This window comes from Bradyrhizobium sp. S3.7.6, assembly GCF_054061875.1.
The window spans coordinates 7,363,908-7,381,744 of sequence record NZ_JBSSEQ010000001.1; the positions used below are offsets into that span (position 1 = coordinate 7,363,908).

Annotated in this window: 17 protein-coding genes; 6 read left to right on the forward strand and 11 right to left on the reverse strand. The window is 64.9% G+C overall.

Translation table 11 applies throughout. The features are described from left to right. Window positions 1–105 precede the first annotated feature (105 nt). The 4 genes from ACVJ5M_RS35685 to ltnD all read right to left on the reverse strand — a co-directional run bounded on the left by ACVJ5M_RS35685 (window position 106) and on the right by ltnD (window position 4,957). Window positions 106–1,797: a methyl-accepting chemotaxis protein gene (locus ACVJ5M_RS35685; protein ID WP_063984694.1), complete on the reverse strand. Its 1,692-nt coding sequence runs from the start codon at window positions 1,795–1,797 to the stop codon at window positions 106–108. A gap of 170 nt (window positions 1,798–1,967) precedes the next feature. Next, window positions 1,968–3,245, reverse strand: a complete 1,278-nt coding sequence (otnK, locus tag ACVJ5M_RS35690; RefSeq protein ID WP_063984695.1) for a 3-oxo-tetronate kinase — start codon at window positions 3,243–3,245, stop codon at window positions 1,968–1,970. Next, window positions 3,242–4,024, reverse strand: a complete 783-nt coding sequence (gene otnI, locus ACVJ5M_RS35695; RefSeq protein WP_063984696.1) for a 2-oxo-tetronate isomerase — start codon at window positions 4,022–4,024, stop codon at window positions 3,242–3,244. The genes otnK and otnI overlap by 4 nt, the downstream gene beginning before the upstream one ends. A gap of 15 nt (window positions 4,025–4,039) precedes the next feature. Continuing rightward, window positions 4,040–4,957 (reverse strand): L-threonate dehydrogenase, encoded by a 918-nt coding sequence (ltnD, locus tag ACVJ5M_RS35700; RefSeq protein WP_014496893.1) that lies wholly within the window; start codon window positions 4,955–4,957, stop codon window positions 4,040–4,042. Between the two features lie 105 nt (window positions 4,958–5,062). Here ltnD and otnC point away from each other — a divergent pair, with 105 nt between their 5' ends. Next, window positions 5,063–5,737, forward strand: coding sequence for a 3-oxo-tetronate 4-phosphate decarboxylase (gene otnC, locus ACVJ5M_RS35705; protein ID WP_063984697.1), 675 nt, complete (start codon window positions 5,063–5,065; stop codon window positions 5,735–5,737). A 160-nt stretch (window positions 5,738–5,897) separates the two neighbouring features. Here the strand turns inward: otnC and ACVJ5M_RS35710 are convergent, their stop codons facing one another. The 6 genes from ACVJ5M_RS35710 to ACVJ5M_RS35735 all read right to left on the reverse strand — a co-directional run bounded on the left by ACVJ5M_RS35710 (window position 5,898) and on the right by ACVJ5M_RS35735 (window position 11,475). Further along, complete coding sequence (locus tag ACVJ5M_RS35710; RefSeq protein ID WP_063984698.1) at window positions 5,898–6,602, reverse strand: ABC transporter ATP-binding protein; 705 nt, start codon at window positions 6,600–6,602, stop codon at window positions 5,898–5,900. Next, entirely contained in the window at window positions 6,586–7,317 is a 732-nt protein-coding gene (locus ACVJ5M_RS35715) for an ABC transporter ATP-binding protein (RefSeq protein WP_028146884.1), read from the reverse strand. The genes ACVJ5M_RS35710 and ACVJ5M_RS35715 overlap by 17 nt, the downstream gene beginning before the upstream one ends. Next, a complete protein-coding gene (locus tag ACVJ5M_RS35720; protein ID WP_063984699.1) occupies window positions 7,314–8,297 on the reverse strand; it encodes a branched-chain amino acid ABC transporter permease in 984 nt (327 codons plus the stop codon). Before ACVJ5M_RS35720 ends, ACVJ5M_RS35715 begins: the two co-directional genes overlap by 4 nt. Beyond that, complete coding sequence (locus ACVJ5M_RS35725) at window positions 8,297–9,175, reverse strand: branched-chain amino acid ABC transporter permease (protein WP_063984700.1); 879 nt, start codon at window positions 9,173–9,175, stop codon at window positions 8,297–8,299. The genes ACVJ5M_RS35720 and ACVJ5M_RS35725 overlap by 1 nt, the downstream gene beginning before the upstream one ends. 150 nt (window positions 9,176–9,325) lie before the next feature. Continuing rightward, window positions 9,326–10,570 carry an ABC transporter substrate-binding protein gene (locus ACVJ5M_RS35730; protein WP_063984701.1) on the reverse strand — a complete coding sequence of 415 codons (1,245 nt, stop codon included), beginning with the start codon at window positions 10,568–10,570 and terminating at the stop codon, window positions 9,326–9,328. 89 nt (window positions 10,571–10,659) lie between these two features. Continuing rightward, on the reverse strand, window positions 10,660–11,475 hold the full coding sequence (locus ACVJ5M_RS35735; RefSeq protein ID WP_063984702.1) for a putative hydro-lyase: 816 nt from the start codon (window positions 11,473–11,475) through the stop codon (window positions 10,660–10,662). 120 nt (window positions 11,476–11,595) lie between these two features. On the opposite strand from ACVJ5M_RS35735, the gene ACVJ5M_RS35740 reads away from it, so the two are divergent. The 5 genes from ACVJ5M_RS35740 (at window position 11,596) to ACVJ5M_RS35760 (ending at window position 16,614) form a co-directional block, all read left to right on the forward strand. Then, the gene (locus ACVJ5M_RS35740) at window positions 11,596–12,513 is read left to right on the forward strand and encodes a LysR family transcriptional regulator (RefSeq protein ID WP_063984703.1); all 918 of its coding nucleotides are present in this window, start codon (window positions 11,596–11,598) and stop codon (window positions 12,511–12,513) included. 32 nt (window positions 12,514–12,545) lie between these two features. Continuing rightward, a complete protein-coding gene (locus ACVJ5M_RS35745) occupies window positions 12,546–13,796 on the forward strand; it encodes a Zn-dependent hydrolase (RefSeq protein WP_063984704.1) in 1,251 nt (416 codons plus the stop codon). A 12-nt stretch (window positions 13,797–13,808) separates the two neighbouring features. Then, complete coding sequence (locus ACVJ5M_RS35750) at window positions 13,809–14,720, forward strand: NAD(P)-dependent oxidoreductase (protein WP_063984705.1); 912 nt, start codon at window positions 13,809–13,811, stop codon at window positions 14,718–14,720. A gap of 11 nt (window positions 14,721–14,731) precedes the next feature. Then, window positions 14,732–15,805, forward strand: a complete 1,074-nt coding sequence (locus tag ACVJ5M_RS35755) for a malate/lactate/ureidoglycolate dehydrogenase (protein WP_063984706.1) — start codon at window positions 14,732–14,734, stop codon at window positions 15,803–15,805. 167 nt (window positions 15,806–15,972) lie between these two features. Further along, on the forward strand, window positions 15,973–16,614 hold the full coding sequence (locus tag ACVJ5M_RS35760) for a suppressor of fused domain protein (RefSeq protein WP_063984707.1): 642 nt from the start codon (window positions 15,973–15,975) through the stop codon (window positions 16,612–16,614). Between the two features lie 126 nt (window positions 16,615–16,740). On the opposite strand, the gene ACVJ5M_RS35765 is transcribed toward ACVJ5M_RS35760, so the two are convergent. Then, on the reverse strand, window positions 16,741–17,814 hold the full coding sequence (locus ACVJ5M_RS35765; protein ID WP_063984708.1) for a tartrate dehydrogenase: 1,074 nt from the start codon (window positions 17,812–17,814) through the stop codon (window positions 16,741–16,743). Window positions 17,815–17,837 lie beyond the last annotated feature (23 nt).

Sequence of the window (17,837 nt, forward strand, 5' to 3'; positions counted from 1 at the left end):
CGGAATATTACGGAAGCGGCTTACCCCCGTAAAAAGAAGCGGCTTACCCCCGTAAAAAAGCGGCGCCCGCAGGCGCCGCTTTCAGAACTGCGATCGTGTCCCGGCTCAGGCTGCGCGGACGTTGGTCAGGAACTTGCTGACCTCGGTCTTGAGGCGGCTCGAGTCGTTGGACAGCATCTGCGCTGCCGACAGCACCTGCGAGGAGGCCGTGCCGGTCTCGGTCGCACCGCGCTGCACGTCGGTGATGTTGGAGGAGACCTGCTGTGTGCCCTGCGCCGCCTGCTGCACGTTGCGGGCGATCTCCTGGGTCGCTGCGCCCTGCTCTTCCACCGCAGCCGCAATCGCCGAGGAGATTTCGGAGAGACGCTCGATGGTCGAGGAGATCTCCTTGATGGCGCCGACCGAGTCGTTGGTCGCCGCCTGGATGCCGGAGATCTGCTGGCCGATCTCGCCGGTCGCCTTGGCGGTCTGCTCGGCGAGCGCCTTTACCTCGGAGGCGACCACCGCGAAGCCGCGGCCGGCTTCACCGGCACGCGCCGCCTCGATGGTGGCGTTCAGCGCCAAGAGGTTGGTCTGGCCCGCGATGGTGTTGATCAGCTCGACGACGTCGCCGATGCGGGAAGCCGCCTTCGACAGCTCGCTGACGCGCTCGGTGGTGGCACGGGCCTGGCCGACGGCGTCGCCCGCCATCCGCGCTGATTCCTGCACCTGGCGGCTGATCTCGCCGACCGACGAAGCCATCTCCTCGGTGGCCGAGGCCACCGACTGCACGTTGGTCGAGGCTTCCTCCGAGGCCGCGGCGACCGTGGTCGCCATCCGCTGTGAGCGGTCGGCGGTCGAGGTCAGCGTCGAGGCGGAGGCTTCGAGCTGGGTCGAGGCCGACGACACGGTCTGGACGATCTCGCCGATCATCGTTTCGAAATCGCGGGTGATGCCGTCGACGCGGCGGCCGCGCTCGATCTTGGCTTCGGCATCGGCGGCGGCGGCCTCGTCGGCGGCTTTCTTGGCGATCAAGGCTTCCTTGAAGATCTGGAGCACGTCGGCCATGGCGCCGATCTCGGTCTTCTCGCCGCGATGCGGGACTTCGGCGGAGAGGTCGCCCTTGCCGAGCGCCTGCATCGGCTGGATGATCGAGTTGATGCCGGCGGAGACGTCCTGGACCAGGTAGAAGCTGACGCCGATGCCGATGATCACGGCGGCGCCGAGGATGATCGAGACCAGCATGAAGGCATAGAAATAGCTGTCGGCGGCATCCTGGGCAGCCTGGTCGCCGCCCTTGGTGTTGAGATCGATGTCCTTCATCAGGACCTCATCCGACGCAAGGCCGATCTTGTTGACCGTCTTGGTGTTCAGCTCCTGGGCGTCATGCGGGACCTTGCCGGCCTCCTTGCGTGACAGCGCCATGACGTCTTCGGTGCCCTTCTTGTAGTCGTCCCAGAGCTTGGCCCATTCGTTGTACAGCCGGCGTTCCTCGGGTGAAGTGATCATCGGCTCGTAGGCCTTGCGGGACTTGGCGAGCGCCTCGATGACGGTGCCGGCCGTCTTTTCGTTGGCGAGCTTCTCCTCGAGGGTCTCGGACAGCATGTGCTGGCGGACCACGTTGCGGTAGGTGATGACGCTGGCGCGGAGTTCGCCGAGCACCCGGACGCTGGGCAGCCAGCTCGTGGTGATGTCGGTGGTGTTGGCGTTCATCGACCGCATCTTCGTGACGGCGAGCAGGCCCATGCCGGTCATCGCGACCAGCAGGAACGCCACGACACTGATGATCTTGGCGCGAATGGAAATGGTGGCGAACATAATCGGGTCTCGTTGTGCTGGCGCGGGCGCGCGTCCGGGAGGTCTTAACAATCAACCAAAAGGAGCGACGCCGACATCAGACAACAGAGCGACTGAGCAGATGTTAACTACGACTCCGTTCGAGTACGGAGCCTGAAAGAAATGAACAGGCAGCTAAGAACGTCCTGCGCTCAGCGCATGAGCCCAAGCGCGTCCGCGAAGAATTCCGGCCCGCCGAAATTTCCGGACTTCAGTGCGAGCAGCATATCGCCTGCTTCAGCGCCGACGGCGCGCAGCACCGGGACGCCCGCAGCGATCTCCGCGCCGACCAGGAAGCCGGGAATCCCGAGGCGATCGACGACGGCGCCGGAGGTCTCGCCGCCAGCCACGACCAGCCGACGGACGCCTGATTTCACTAGGTTTTCCGCAATGTCGGCCATCGCCTGCTCGATGGCGTGACCGGCTGCATCGCGGCCGTGGCGCGCCTGCAAGGCGGCGACCTGATCCGGTGTCGCGCTCGACGCGATCAGGACCGGACCGTCGGCTAAACGCGGCTTGGCCCAGGCGATCGCGCGCTGCACTTCGTCCGCTCCCGTAAGAATACGGTCCTGATCGAGATGGAGCACCGCCATGACGCGTTCGGCATTAGCGATCTGCTGAAGCGTCGCCTGCGAGCAGCTTCCGGCGAGGCAGGCCGCCGGTCCGCCGACGGCGGCGTCCGCCCCGCCGCTGCCAGCGGCCGACTTGACCTTGCCCGTCGAGACCAGAGCCCGCGCCAGTCCGAGGCCGATGCCGGAGGCGCCGACCGACAGCCGATGCTGGGCAGCGACGAGGCCGATGGCCTCGAGGTCGCGGTCGAACACGGCATCGATGATCGCGGCACCGATGCCCTTGCCTGACAATTCGGCAAGCCGAGCCCGCACGGCCTCCGCGCCGCGGGCGACGGTCGCGAGGTCGACGAGACCCACCTGCGTCTTGCTCTGGCGCGCCAGCACGCGCACCAGGTTGGAATCACGCATCGGGTTGAGCGGATGGTCCTTGAGCGGGCTCTCGTTCAGCGGCACGGCGCCGACGAACAGATTGCCCTGATAAACCGTGCGACCGGTCTCCGGGAAAGCCGGCGTCACCAGCACGACGGCCTCGCCGCTATCGGCGCGCAGCGCGTCCATCACCGGGCCGATATTGCCCGCATCGGTGGAATCGAAGGTCGAGCAGACCTTGAACAGCACATGGTGCGCCCCGCGGCCACGCAGCCATTTCTCCGCCGCACGCGAGCGCGACACGGCAAGGCCCGCCTCGATCGAGCGGCTCTTCAGCGACACCACGACGGCGTCGACCTCGGGCAGCGTGAGATCGTCCGCGGGCACGCCGATGGTCTGCACGGTACGCAGGCCCGCGCGCGTCAGCGTGTTGGCGAGATCGGAGGCGCCGGTATAGTCGTCGGCAATGCAACCCAGTGCGAGCGTCACGGCTTCACTCCCGCATAAGGCCTGAACCAGGCGAGGCCATCGGTGGTCTTGCCGCGCGGATTGTATTCGCAACCGACGAAGCCGGTATAGCCGAGCCGGTCGAGTTCGGTGAACAGGAAAGGATAGTTCAGCTCCTCGCCGTCGGGCTCGTTGCGCGAGGGGACGCTCGCGATCTGGATGTGCCCGATGATCGGCATCATCTCACGCAGGCGCATGGTGACGTCGCCGTGGATGATCTGGCAGTGATAGATGTCGAACTGGAGCTTCAGGTTCGCCAGTCTCAGCTCCTGGATCAGGTCGCGCGCGAAGCCGAAATCATTGAGGAAGTAGCCGGGCACATTGCGCGCATTGATCGGCTCGAGCACGATGTCGATGCCGTGCGGAGCGAAGAACTCCGCAGCCCACGCCACCGACTTGTAGAACGCCTCGATCGCGACCCGCTCGCCGCGGTTGGCAATGCCGGCCATCAAGTGCAGCCGCTTGACACCGGTCGCCTTGGCGTAAGGCAACGCGGTCTCCAGGCTCGCCTTGAGATCGGCGAAGCGCGCCGGCAGCGCCGCAAAGCCTTTCTCGCCGGCGTTCCAGTCGCCCGGCGGCAGGTTGAACAGCGCCTGCGTCAAACCGTTGCGCTTGAGCCGCTCGCCGACCACCTCGGCCGGATGCTCGTAGGGAAAGAGGAATTCGACCGCGGTGAAGCCCGCTTGCGCAGCGGCGTCGAAACGGTCAAGGAACGGCACCTCGGTGAACATCATCGAGAGATTGGCGGCGAAACGGGGCATCGGAATCCTCTTGGCTTACTTGTCGCCGGGAAGTTTTACGCCGGTGACCTGCGCGTACATGCGCGCCACCGAGGCGTCGTCATCGCGGCCCATGCCGGCAGCTGATGTCATCAGGAACATCTGGAGCGCGGCGGCCGAGACCGGCACCGGGAATCGGGCGCTGCGCGCCATGTCCTGGATGATGCCGAGGTCCTTGACGAAGATCTCCACCGCGCTGCGCGGCGTGTAATCGCCGTCAAGCACGTGGGGCATGCGATTCTCGAACATCCAGGAATTGCCGGCTGAGGCCGTGATCACCTCATAGACCTTGCGGATGTCGAGGCCCTGCTTGGCCGCGAACGCCATCGCTTCGCTGGCGGCGGCGATATGCACGCCGGCGAGCAACTGGTTGATCATCTTGAAGGCGGCGCCCTGCCCTGCGGCATCGCCGAGCTCGTAGAGTTTTGCCGCCATGGCATCGAGCGCCGGCCGTGCCTTTGCAAAGGCAGCGGGACTGCCGGAGGCGAGGATCGTCAGCTCACCTTGGGCCGCGCGCTGCGCGCCACCGGAGATCGGCGCATCCAGATAGTGACGGCCGGTCGCCTCCAACTGCTTTGCGAGGCGACGGGCCACATCCGGGTCCATGGTGGCGGAGGACAGGAAGACGCTGTCCTTCGGCAGGGTCTCGGCGGCGCCATCCTTGCCGAACAGGATGGTCTCGGTCTGCGCGGCATTGACGACGACGCTGACGACGATGTCGGCGCCCTTGGCCGCTTCCGCCGGCGTGCTGGCGCCTGCGCCGCCGTCCTTCACGAAACGCGCCACCGCGTCGGCCGAGACGTCGCAGCCGGTCACGGCATGACCGGCGCGCTTCAGCGAGGTCGCCATGCCGAATCCCATCGAGCCGAGCCCGATGACCGCGATACGCTGATTTTGCGACGTGGAGGCGGACATGCAACTGACCCTTGCGAACGTTTCCTGGACGGCCGCCCTTTGCGGCGGCTCACTGATCCGAATAACACGGCTTGGCCGCGCTGCCAAAGCGTGAGACAAGCGGGCATGACGGCTATGAGCAACGAGACCCGGCTGCGTGAGGATATCTGCCGCTTCGGACGGTCCTTGTTCGAGCGCGGCCTGACACCGGGCTCTTCCGGCAATATCAGCGTCAAGATGCACGACGGGGGTTGGCTCGTCACCCCCACCAACGCCTCGCTCGGCTTCCTCGACCCGGCGCGACTGTCGCGGCTGGACGCACGGGGGCGCCTCCTCTCGGGCGATGCGCCGACCAAGGAAGTTCCGCTGCACAACGCGCTCTACGATACGCGCGAAAGCGCGCGGGCGATCGTGCATCTGCACTCCACCCATTCGGTCGCGCTCTCGATGCTGCCCGAGATCGACCCGCGCGCCGCGCTGCCGCCGATGACGGCTTATTATCTGATGAAATGCGGCGCCACTGCGCTTGTGCCCTATTACCGCCCCGGCGATCCCGCGGTTGCGGATGTGATCAAGGGACTGGCGGGCAAATATTCGTCCGTGCTGCTCGCCAATCACGGCCCGGTGGTCGCCGGCGACACGCTGGAGGCCGCGGTGTTCGCGACGGAGGAGCTGGAGGAGACGGCGAAGCTGTACCTGCTGCTGCGCGGGATGAACCCGCGGTATCTGTCGCCGGAGCAGGTGAAGGATCTGGTGAAGGTGTTCGGGGTGACGCTGCCGGAGCATGGGCATGAGCATTAGCGCCCTTCGATCATGGGCGGACTAACGACGCCTCATCCACCACAGTCATTCCCCGCGGAAGCGGGGAATCCAGTACGCCGCAGCTTCTCCGTATCCAACTAGCGTCTCTGGAATACTGGATCGCCCGCCTTCGCGGGCGATGACACCGACCAGGTAGTAACTACAGCCCCAGATACGCCTTCCGTACGTCCGGGTTCCCCCTGATCTCCTCTGCCGGGCCCTGCATCAGCACGCGGCCGGTTTGCAGGATGTAGGCGCGGTCGGCGATCTCCAGGCACTCGGCCATGCGCTGCTCGACGATCAGCACAGTCATGCCGGCGTCGCGGATGCGCAGTACCGCCTGGAAGATTTCGTCGACCAGCTTCGGCATGATACCTTGCGAGGGCTCGTCCAGCATCAACAGCCGCGGGCGCGTCATCAGCGCGCGGCCGATCGCGAGCATCTGCTGCTCGCCGCCGGAGAGCGTCTCGGCGCGCTGCTCCAAACGTTCCTGGAGACGCGGGAACAGTGTGAAGACGAGATTGAGCGGCCCCTCGCGGTCGGCGTCACCGCGGTACAGATAACTGCCGAGGCGCAGATTGTCGCGCACCGACAGGCGCGGGAACAGGCGGCGGTTCTCCGGCACATAGGCGATGCCGGTGGCGGTGATGTGATGCTGCGCCATGCCGTCGAGACGCTTGCCGTCGAACGTCACCGTGCCCGAACGCGGACGCTCGGCGCCGGCGATGGATTTGAGCAGCGTCGACTTGCCCGCGCCGTTGGCGCCAGCGACGCAGACGATCTCGCCCTTCTGGACCTCGATCGAGACCGCCGAGATCGCGACCAGACCCTGATAGGCGGTCGTGACTTCATGCACCGACAGCATGACGATCTCCCAGATATGCGCTGATCACCTTGGGATCGCGGACGACGTCGGAAGGCTTACCCTCGACCAGCACCTTGCCGAGGTCGAGCACGATGGCGCGGTCGACCAGCGGCATCACGATCTCCATGACATGCTCGACCATCAAAACGGTGATGCCGGCATCGCGCACCTTGCGCACCAGCGCGACGCCGGTCTGCGCCTCGGTCGGCGTCAGGCCGGTGAGAACTTCGTCCAGCAGCAGCAGCTTTGGTTCGGTCGCCAGCGCACGGGCGACTTCGAGGCGGCGTTTCTCGGCCGGCACGAGGTCGCTCGCGAGCACGTCGGCGCGTGCGGCAAGGCCGGTGAATTCGAGCACCTCATGCGCCTTGCGGCGCGCCTCGCGCATCACAGTGTTGCGCACGAGAGCACCGACGATGACGTTGTCGATGACAGTCATGGTCTCAAAGCTCTTGACCACCTGGAAGGTGCGCCCGACGCCACGCTGGCAGCGTTCGGCCGCCGGCATGTTGGTGACATCCTCGCCGTCGAACCAGATCGACCCTTGCGTCGGCGGCAAGACGCCGGCGATGAGATTGAACAGCGTCGACTTGCCGGCACCGTTCGGCCCGATCAGACCGACGATCTCGCCGCGGCCGACCGAGATCGAGACATCGCTGTTGGCGACGAGGCCGCCAAACCGCTGCCAGACGCCGCGGGTTTCAAGGAGCGCAGTCATCGCGTGGCTCCTCTTGCCTTCGAACGGGAGAACAGGCTCACCAAGCCTCGCGGCAGGGCCAGCGAGATCGCAACGATCAGCGCGCCATAGACGATGAGGTCGACGCCGCGGCCGGAGCCACCGATATAGGAGCGCGTCAGCTCCGTCATCGGGATCAGGATGGCAGCCCCAAGCACAGGCCCCCAGAGGGTGCCGATGCCGCCGAGCACGGCCGGCAGCGCCATCAGCAGCGAGAACTGGAAGCCCATCACGCTTTCAGGATCGATATAGGCGAGAAACTGCGCATAGAACGCGCCCCCGATGGCGACGAGGAAGGCGGAGACCGCGGCCGCGCCCATCTTGGAGTTGAACACGACGACGCCGAGGCTCTCGGCCGCTTCCGGATTGTCCTTCACCGCGCGCCACCAAAAGCCCCATTTGGAGTCCTCCAGCCACCAGGTGACGAACCAGGCGAGGCTGCACAGCACCAGCGCGAAATAGAAGTACGGCAGCTTGCTGCGCATGAACTGGAATTTCAGCCAGCTGTCGCCGCGCACGGGAACGGTGATTCCCATCGCAGCCCCCGCCCATTCCCAGTTCTGGAACAAGAGCAGTCCGATCTCGGCGATGACGATGGTCGCGATCACGAAGTAATGGCCGCGCAGGCGGAAGAAGGGATAGCCGAGCCCCATTGCGATGATCGCCGCAATCACGCCGCCGGCGAGCATGCCGAACCAGGGCAGCACGCCGAACTTGGTGAACAGCAGCTCGGTGGTGTAGGCGCCGATGCCGAAATAGAGCGCGTGCCCCAGCGAGATCTGCCCGCAATAGCCGGACAGGATGTTCCAGCTCTGCGACAGCGCCGCATACATCAGGGTCAGGATCAGGATGTTCTGGACGTAAACATCCTTGATCAACAGCGGAGCCAGCGCTGCGAGCCCGGCCAGCACTGCGGCGATGATGAGATCGCGGCGGCGCCGCGCTGCAAAAGCCTTGTCCATCACATCGACCCGAACAGGCCACGCGGCCGGATGAAGACGACGAGGAGATAGACGGCATAGATGCCGACGGACTTCAGCGATGGCGGCAACACCAGCGCGGTCACCGCTTCGACCAGGCCAACAATGATGCCGCCGGCGAAGGCGCCGAACACGCTGCCGAAGCCGCCGAGCGCCACGGTGACGTAGGCGATCAGCGCGAACGACGCGCCGACATCGGGATAGATGTAGAAGAACACCGCCATGATCGCACCGGCGAGACCGACCAGCGCGGCGCCGAGGCCCCAGCCGAACGCGAACACGCGGTTCTTGTCGATGCCGACGAGCGCGACGGCGCCGGGATCCTCGCGGGTGGCTTCCAGCGCGCGGCCGAAGTCGGTGCGGTGGATGAAGAGGTAGAGCCCGGCGAAGGCCGCGATCGAGACCAGCGCACCGATGAGCTGCGGCTCGGGCAGGAAGATGCCGGCGACCGAGATGGTTTTACCGCCGAGCCAGGACTGTGGAATGCTGCGATAGTCCGGCGTGAAGAAGTACTGCGCGAGGCCGCGCATCACGATCGCAAGGCCGAAAGTCGTGAAGATCTGCACCATGCCGGCATTGGCCTTGGCCCGCATGGCGAAGCGTACAAGGAGTAGATAGACCACCGCTCCGAACACGAACATCGCCGCGGCGACCAATGGGGCCGACAGCAGGGGATCGATCGCGAAGAACGCGAACAGAAAGAAGGACAGGTACATCGCGAGCATCAGGAATTCGCCATGGGCGAAGTTCGTGACGTCCATCAGGCCGAAAATCAGCGCGAGGCCGACCGCGATCAGTCCGTAAAGCAGGCCCATCAGAAGGCCGCTCGCGAGACTCTGGATAATGGCTTGAGCTGTCAAAAGTCGTCCCCCGAAATAGATCCTCATCCTGAGGAGCGCGCACCAGCGCACGTCTCGAAGGATGGCCCAGCCCTCGTCCTTCGAGACGCGGGCTACGCCCGCTCCTCAGGATGAGGGCGGGAGCTACGTCCGAGCTCCCGCTTCCCAATCTTACTTCATCGGCCAGATCGCTTCCGCGATCGCGGCCTGCGGCGGGAAGATGGTGACGAACTTGCCGCCGACATATTGCAGCAGCACCGGGTCGGCGTCGTTGTTCTGGCCGGCCTCGTCGAACTTGACGCGCTTCCAGGGCATGATGGTCTGCTCGCCCGGGATGTCGGTCGCGGCCAGTGCATCGCGGATCTTCTCGCCGTCGGCCGACTTGGCGCGGTTGATGGCGTCGGCCAGGATGATCAGGCCCATGAACTGGCGCGAGGTCAGGTCGTTGAAGTCCTTGCCCGAGCGCGCCTTGAACATCTCGTTGATCTTGCCGACCATGGGACGCTTCTGCGCGAGATCGAGCGAGAAGGTGCCGCGCGAGATCACGCCTTCGAGCTTGTCGCCGACGGCATCATAGAGCGCCTTCTCCGAGAAGCCGGCGTCCTGCGCCACGATCGCGTTCGGCTTGTAGCCGAGCTCGCCCATGGTCTTGACGAGCAGGATGCCGTCCGTGGTGTAGCTCGAGGGCATCAGCACGTCGGCATTGGCGCTCTTGAGCTGCTGCACTTCGGCCGACAGCGACGGCGAATTGGCGCGATACTTGATGTCGGAGACGATCTTGTAACCGCGCTCGCCGGCGATCTTGGCCTGGGCGTTGCCGGAATCGGTGCCGAAGATGGTGTCCTCGTGGAACAGCGACAGCGTCTCGATCTTGGTGCCCTTCTTCTTCAAAGCATCGAAGAAGTCGAACATCGCAGCCGAGTACATCTCGTCATGCGGGGCGGCGCGGAAGTAATATTTGAGGCCGCGGCGATGCAGGCTCGGCGAGGAGTTGTCGGCGGAGACGAACGGGATCTGGTAGCGCTCGCAGATCTGGCTGACGGTGACGGCGACCGCGCTTTGATAGGTGCCGATGATCGCGGAGACCTTCTCCTGCGTGATCAGGCGCTCGGCCTCGGCGCGGCCCTTTTGCGGATCGGCCTGGTGGTCGGCGAACACGAGGCGGACTTTTGCGCCGCCGAGGCCCGGCAGACCCTCGCCCTTGGCCAGCGGCAGATCGAAATCGGTGTCCTTGTTGATGACCTCGAGCGCGGTCTCATAGGCCTTCTGCGCGTCGACGCCCTGCTGCGCGCTGCCGCCGGAGAACGGATAGATCACGCCGATCACGACCTCGGAGGTCTGGGCGCGTGCAGCGAGCGGCACCAGCGCGGCAGTGGCTGTGGCACCAAGCAGCACGTCGCGGCGAGAGATCGTCATGGCAAAGTCCCCTGTTACTAAATTTCGACTGATCGAATGGAGCGATTGATGGACGCGGTAAAGCCCGAAGAAGCAGCAAACGCTGCCTACTAAATCACGGCCATGTTCCGGTTCTTCAGATCCGTCACCAGCATCAGGCCGGGCGAATGCGTGATCGCGAACGGCAACCTGGCGGCGTTGATCACCGATTGCGGCGTCACGCCGCAGGCCCAGAACACCGGGATCTCGTCGTCGGCGACGGGCACGGGATCGCCGTAATCCGGCTTGGCGAGATCCTTGATGCCGATCAAATGCGGATGCCCGAGATGCACGGGGGCACCGTGCACGGCGGGATAACGCGAGGTGATCTGCACCGCGCGGATCGCATCGGCCGGCTTGAACGGACGCATCGACACCACCATGGGACCGGCGAACGGACCGGCCTCGCCGCAGGCGATGTTGGTGCGGTACATCGGCACGCGCACGTTCTGCTCGATGTGGCGGATCGGCATGCCCTCGTCGAGCAACGCCTCTTCGAACGAGAACGAGCAGCCGAGCACGAAGGTCACGAGATCGTCGCGCCAATGCTTGGTCACGTCGGTCGGCTCGTCGACCACCTCGCCGTCGCGCCAGATGCGATAGCGCGGCACGTCGGTGCGGATGTCGAGATCGGCGCCGAGCGCGGGGATGTGCGGGCTGCCGACATCGGACATGCCGATGATCGGGCACGGTTTCGGATTGAGCTGGCAGAAGCGGTGAAAGGCGCTGGCATATTCGGCCGGCAGGATCGCCAGATTGCCCTGGACGAAGCCGGGAGCGACGCCGGCGGTAGATCCGACCTGGCCGCCGCGATAGGCGAGCCGTGCCAGGCGGCTCGGGAGCGTGTCGGGCGTTTCAGTTTGCTGCGCTGCCACCAAAACAGTCATTTGATCGACCTGCCTATAAACTCGACAAAGACAGCCAACACCAAGCATGCTATAAAGTCTAATCTTCCTTTCTAATCGATATCGATAAATTCAATTTATCGATCGGGAAAATCCTTCTCAATGCTGGACTTCAGGTCGATCGAAACCTTTCTCTGGGTTGTGAAGCTCGGCAGCTTTCGCGGCGCCGCAGCACGGCTCAATACGACCCAGCCGGCGATCTCCCAGCGCATCGCCCAGCTCGAGCGCGAGATGGGCGTGAAGCTCCTCAACCGCGATCATCGCGTTGCTTCGCCGACGCCGAGCGGCCGGCAGATGATGGTCTATGCCGAGAAGCTGATCGGTCTGAGGGCGGCGATGATCGCCGAGATCGGCGATCGCTCGGCGATGCGCGGCGTGATGCGCCTCGGCGTCGCCGAGACCATCGTGCACACCTGGCTGCCGCGGCTCGTCAAGAGCATGAACGAAGTCTATCCGAACCTGTCGCTGGAGATCGAGGTCGACATCACGCCGAACCTCACTGCGCGCCTGCTCGCGCAGGAAATCGAGCTCGCCTTCGTGGTGGGGCCGCTGTCGGCGTCGGGCGTCCACAATCGCGTGCTCGCGGATTATCCGATCGGCTTTCTCGCAAGCCCCTCGCTCGGGCTCGGCGACGGCCCGGTGACGCGCGCCGACCTCGCGCGGTTTCCGATCATCACCTTCCCGCGCAAGACCAGGCCCTACGAGGTCGTGCGCGAAGTCTTCGACCGGCCGGAGCTGCCGCCGATCCGGCTGCATGCGTCCGCATCGCTGGCGACGGTCATCCACATGGCGGTCGAAGGGCTCGGCATCGCCGTGATCCCCGACGCCATCGTCGAGAACGAGCTCGCCGACGGGCGGTTGCAACTGCTCCAAACCGATCTCGCCATAGCGCCGCTGACATTCACGGCGAGCTGGCTCGCCTCGCCTGACGTCGTCGCGGTGGAGCGCGTCGCCGAGCTCGCACGGCAGATTGCGCAGAGCAGCCTCGCGGTTGACGAGTCCGCGCCGGCGCGTCATTGAAAAAGGCGCCGGACAACCGAGAGACCGACCGCATGAGCCGAGCCGCCACCAATCTGCAAATCGATTCCGCCCGCCTCTGGGGCTCCATCCACGAGACCGCCCAGTTTGGCGGGACGGCCAAGGGCGGCGTACGGCGGCTGACGCTGAGCAGCGAAGACAAGCAGGTGCGCGACTGGTTCCGCAAGGCTTGCGAGGACGCCGGCCTCGATGTGCACACCGATGCGCTCGGCTCACAGTTCGGCCTGCGCAAGGGCCGCGACATGACGAAGCTGCCCGTCGGGATCGGCTCGCATCTCGACACCCAGCCGACCGGCGGCAAGTATGACGGCATTCTGGGGACGCTCGGCGCGCTGGAAGTGATCCGCACGCTGAACGACGCAGGCATCGAAACCGAAGCGCCGATCTGCGTCGTCAACTGGACCAACGAGGAAGGCTCGCGCTTCGCACCGGCGATGATGGCCTCCGCCGCTTACGTCGGCGATTTCACCACCGATGACATCCTGTCGCGCAAGGATATCGACGGCACTTCCGTCAGCCAGGCGCTCGACAGCATCGGCTATCGCGGCGACAAGCCGGTCGGCTTCCAGAAGCTCGGCTGCTTCGTCGAATTGCACATCGAGCAAGGTCCGATCCTCGAGGCCGAGGGCAAGACCATCGGCGTGGTCGATTCCGGCCAGGGCGTGCTCTGGTACGACGGCAAGATTTCCGGCTTCGAGAGCCATGCCGGATCGACGCCGATGCCGCTGCGGCGCGATGCGCTCGCGACGCTCTCCGAAATCGTGCTGGCGATGGAGGCCATTGCGAAGAAGCATGGGCCCAAAGCAGTCGGCACCATCGGCGAGGCCGTGATCGCAAATCCCTCGCGCAACGTCATTCCCGGCGAGATCGCCTTCACCATGGATTGCCGCAGCGCGGATGGCGCCATCATGGACGCGCTCGATCGCGATCTGCGCGCCGCCATTGCCGAGATCGCCGCGCGCCGCAAGGTCGAGGTCAAGATCGACCTGGTCTGGCGCAAGCCGCCGACGCATTTCGATCCCAAGCTGATCGCGGCGGTCGAGAACGCGGCGAAGACGCTCGGCTATTCCTCTCGCCGCATCACCTCCGGCGCCGGCCACGATGCCTGCAACCTCAACACCGTCATGCCGGCGGCGATGGTGTTCGTGCCTTGCAAGGACGGCATCAGCCACAACGAGCTGGAAGACGCCACGCAGCCCGACTGCGCCGCGGGCACCAACGTGCTGATGCATACCGTGCTGGCGATCGCCGGCGTCGCGTCCTGATCGGAGAGAGCCATGCGCGGAGTTTTCGTCGACGCCAACGAAGCCCTCGCCGTGATCATGGAGCGGCTCGGGAAGCCCGGCGACCCCGAGGTGCGGATCCACAGGGATCCCGACATCAAGCCCGAACAATATCCTGAAGTCCTCGATGGCGCCGAGATCGCCATCGTCGACCACACCGCGCTGCCGACCGAGGTCGCGAAGACATGCACAGGCCTGAAGCATGTCGTGTTCCTCGGCACCGGCGCGCGCAGCTACATGAATCCGGAAGAGCTCGCCGAGCTCGGCATCTCCGTGCACCTGATCAAGGGGTATGGCGACACGGCAGTCGCGGAGTCCGCGATCGCCCTGATGTGGGCCTCCGCCCGCGTCATCGCGATGATGGACCGCGAGATGCGCGTCGGCAATTGGCTGCGCGAGGACGGCATGCAGCTAACCGGCAAGACGCTCGGCCTGATCGGCTTCGGCGGCATCGCCGCGGAAGTCGCACGCATTGCGGTCGGCTCAGGCATGAAGGTGATCGCCTGGAACCGGTCGCCAAAGAGCCATCCGGGCGTCGAGTTCACCGATCTCGACACGCTATTGGCGAGAAGCGACGTCGTGTCGCTGCATCTGCTGCTCAACGACGAGACCCGCGGCATGATTACGCGCGAGAAGATTTTTGCGATGAAGCCCGGTGTCATCCTGATCAACACCGCGCGTGCCGCCGTCGTCGACGAGACCGCGATGATCGACGCGCTGAAGTCCGGCCACATCCGCCATGCCGGCCTCGACGTCTTCAACATCGAGCCCCTGCCCGGCGACCATCCGTTGACGAAGATTCCGAACGTGACGCTGTCGGCGCATTCGGCCTTCCGCACGCCGGAAGCGAGCGAGAACCTGATTGAAGCGGCATGGGTCCATTGCCGCCGGATCGTGAAGGGATAAAAGCAACAACAATGGCCGACTATCGCACCATCAAGGCACAGCCGCTCACCAATGTCGTCCGTGCCATCGTCAAGGCGGGCGGATCTACGGACCGCGAAGCCGAGCTCGTGTCCACCAACCTCGTCGAGGCCAATCTTAGAGGACATGACTCGCACGGCGTCGGCATGATCCCGCGCTATGTCCAGAGCGTCACCACGGGCGGCCTCGCCGTGAACCAGCACGTCAAGATCGTGCTCGACACCGGTCCGCTTCTCACCCTGGACGGCCTCACCGGCTATGGCCAGGTGATCGGCCATGAGGCGATGGAGCTGGCGGCAGAGCGCGCCAAGCGCAACGGCGTGTGTCTCGTCGGCCTCTCCAACTCGCACCACATCGGCCGCATCGGCCATTGGGCCGAGCAGTGCATCGACCACGGGCTGGTCTCGATCCACTTCGTCAACGTGATCTCGCGCCCGATCGTGGCGCCGTGGGGCGGCAGCGATGCGCGCCACGGCACCAACCCGTTCTGCGTGGGCATCCCGCGCAGGGGCAAGGACCCGATCGTGCTCGACTTCGCCACCAGCAGGATCGCGCAGGGCAAGACCCGCGTCGCCCACAACAAGGGCGTCGAGCTCGAGCCCGGCACCATTATCGACAACGAAGGCAAGCCCACCGTCAATCCGCGCTACACCGTGATCCCGCCGCACGGCGCCATCCTGCCGTTCGGCGAGCACAAGGGCTCGGGGCTCGCACTGGTGTGCGAAATCCTCGGCGGGGCGCTCTCCGGCGGGCAGGTGGTCAAGGGCCCGTCCGACGGCAAGTACAACGTCCTCAACGGCATGCTCTCGATCGTCATCGACCCGAACAAGCTCGGCACCGGCGACAACCTTGCGAGCGAGGTCGAGAGTTTTGTTGCCTGGCACACCGGCTCGCCGCCCGCTCCCGGCATCGACAAGGTGAAGATCGCCGGCGATCCCGAGCGCGAGACCAGGAAGAAGCGTCTGGCCGAAGGCATTCCGGTCGACCCGACCACCTGGCAGGAAATCCTGGAGGCCGGGACGAAGTTCGGACTGGACCAGGCTGCGATCGAGAAGATCGCGGGCTAGTCGGGAACGAAGCGCATCGCTGAGAATAGCCCGGCCAAGTGCACTATCGCGCAACGAGGTCTGGACTAAAGCGAAGCATCACCGCACTCGTGGAGCGGATTTGAACCGGCCCGCGTCGTCTCACGACAACGCGAATATCCCGGTCCACATCCGCCCCCGAGGTTCACATGTTCTCCCGTCTTGCAAAGCTCATGTCCGGCTCGAGCGAGCCGTTACCCGAAATCGACTTCTACCGGCACCGGCTCGCGATCTATGAAAGCGAGCTGGGCGAGCCCGAGCACAGCTTCACGGACAGCGCGGAGCGCCGCATCGACATCCACGCCTTTGGCCGCGATTTCGTGCCGGTGTGCGAAGAGGGATCTGACGAAGGTTATGTGCTTCTGACCAACGGCATGAGCGAACAGCGAATGCCGGGGGTGCATGGCGACGCAAAGCCACGTGCCGAGCTGATGTGGTATGTCCGGGAGCCGACAGAGGAGGTTTGCGCCAATCTGCGCTGGCTCGCCAATCTGCCGTTCATCGACACGACCTGGTTCGGTTTTGGTCATCGCGTCGCGCTGCCGTGTCCGCCGGTTGCAGGAACGGACTTCCAGACGTTCCTGTTTCTCACACCGATCATCGGCCCCGATAAGCAGATCGCCGAGGCGCTGGAGATCGCGTGCGATCCCGTGGAGATCCTGACCGTGAACCTGATCTCGCATCAAGAGCTCGGCCTCATCAAGTCCCAGGGACTCGACCCGTTTCTCGATCTGCTCGACGAGAACGATTATCCGCCGATCTTCGATCCGACGCGGAAATCGTATGTGTAGGGTGGGTTAGCCCTGCAACTGCGCGAAGCGCAGTTGCTCGGCGTAACCCACCTCTTCTGTCTCCGCGGATACGAGCAGTGGTGGGTTACGCCTTCGGCTAACCCACCCTACGCAGCTCGCCCCGCCTCAATCCACCATATCCGCGACCGCCTTGCCGCAGGCGGTGGTGTCGGCGTTGCCGCCGAGATCCTTGGTGCGGAGCGTGCGTTCGGCGAGGGTGCGCTCGATCGCATCGACGATCGACTTACCGGCCTCCTTCTCGCCGAGGTGCTCGAGCATCATCGCGCCGGACCAGATCGCGCCGATCGGGTTGGCGATGCCCTGCCCCGCAATGTCGGGCGCCGAGCCGTGCACCGGCTCGAACACCGAGGGGAAATCGCCCTCGGGATTGATGTTGCCCGATGGCGCGATGCCGATGGTGCCGGTGCAGGCCGGGCCGAGATCGGAGAGGATGTCGCCGAACAGATTCGAGCCGACCACGACGTCGAACCAGTCCGGATGCAGCACGAAGTTCGCGGTCAGGATGTCGATGTGGTACTTGTCCCACTTCACGCCCGGAAACTTCTTCGCCATCGCCTCCACGCGCTCGTCCCAATAGGGCATGGTGATGGAGATGCCATTGGACTTGGTCGCCGAGGTCAGGTGCTTCTTCGGCCGCGACTGCGCGAGCTCGAAAGCGAATTTCAGGATGCGGTCGACGCCGATGCGGGTCATCACCGTCTGCTGCGTCACGAACTCGCGGTCGGTGTCCGGGAACATGCGGCCGCCGACGGAGGAATATTCACCTTCGGTGTTCTCTCGCACCACCCAGAAATCGATGTCGCCGGGCTTGCGGTTCGCCAGCGGCGACGGCACGCCGGGCATCAGCCGCACCGGGCGCAAATTCACATACTGGTCGAACTCGCGGCGAAACTTGATCAGCGACCCCCACAGCGAGACGTGATCCGGAATCTTGGCCGGCCAGCCGACGGCGCCGAAATAGATCGCGTCATGCTTGCCGATCTTTTCTTTCCAGTCGTCCGGCATCATCTGGCCGTGCTTCTCGTAATAGTCCCAGGACGAGAAGTCGAAATGGTCGAAATGCAGGGACACCCCGTGCTTCTTCGCCGCTGCCTCCAGAACGCGCAGGCCCTCGGGCATCACTTCCTTGCCGATGCCGTCGCCGGGAATGACTGCAATCCGGTATTGTTTCTTGCTCATCGAGAACGTCCCTGGTTGGTCCG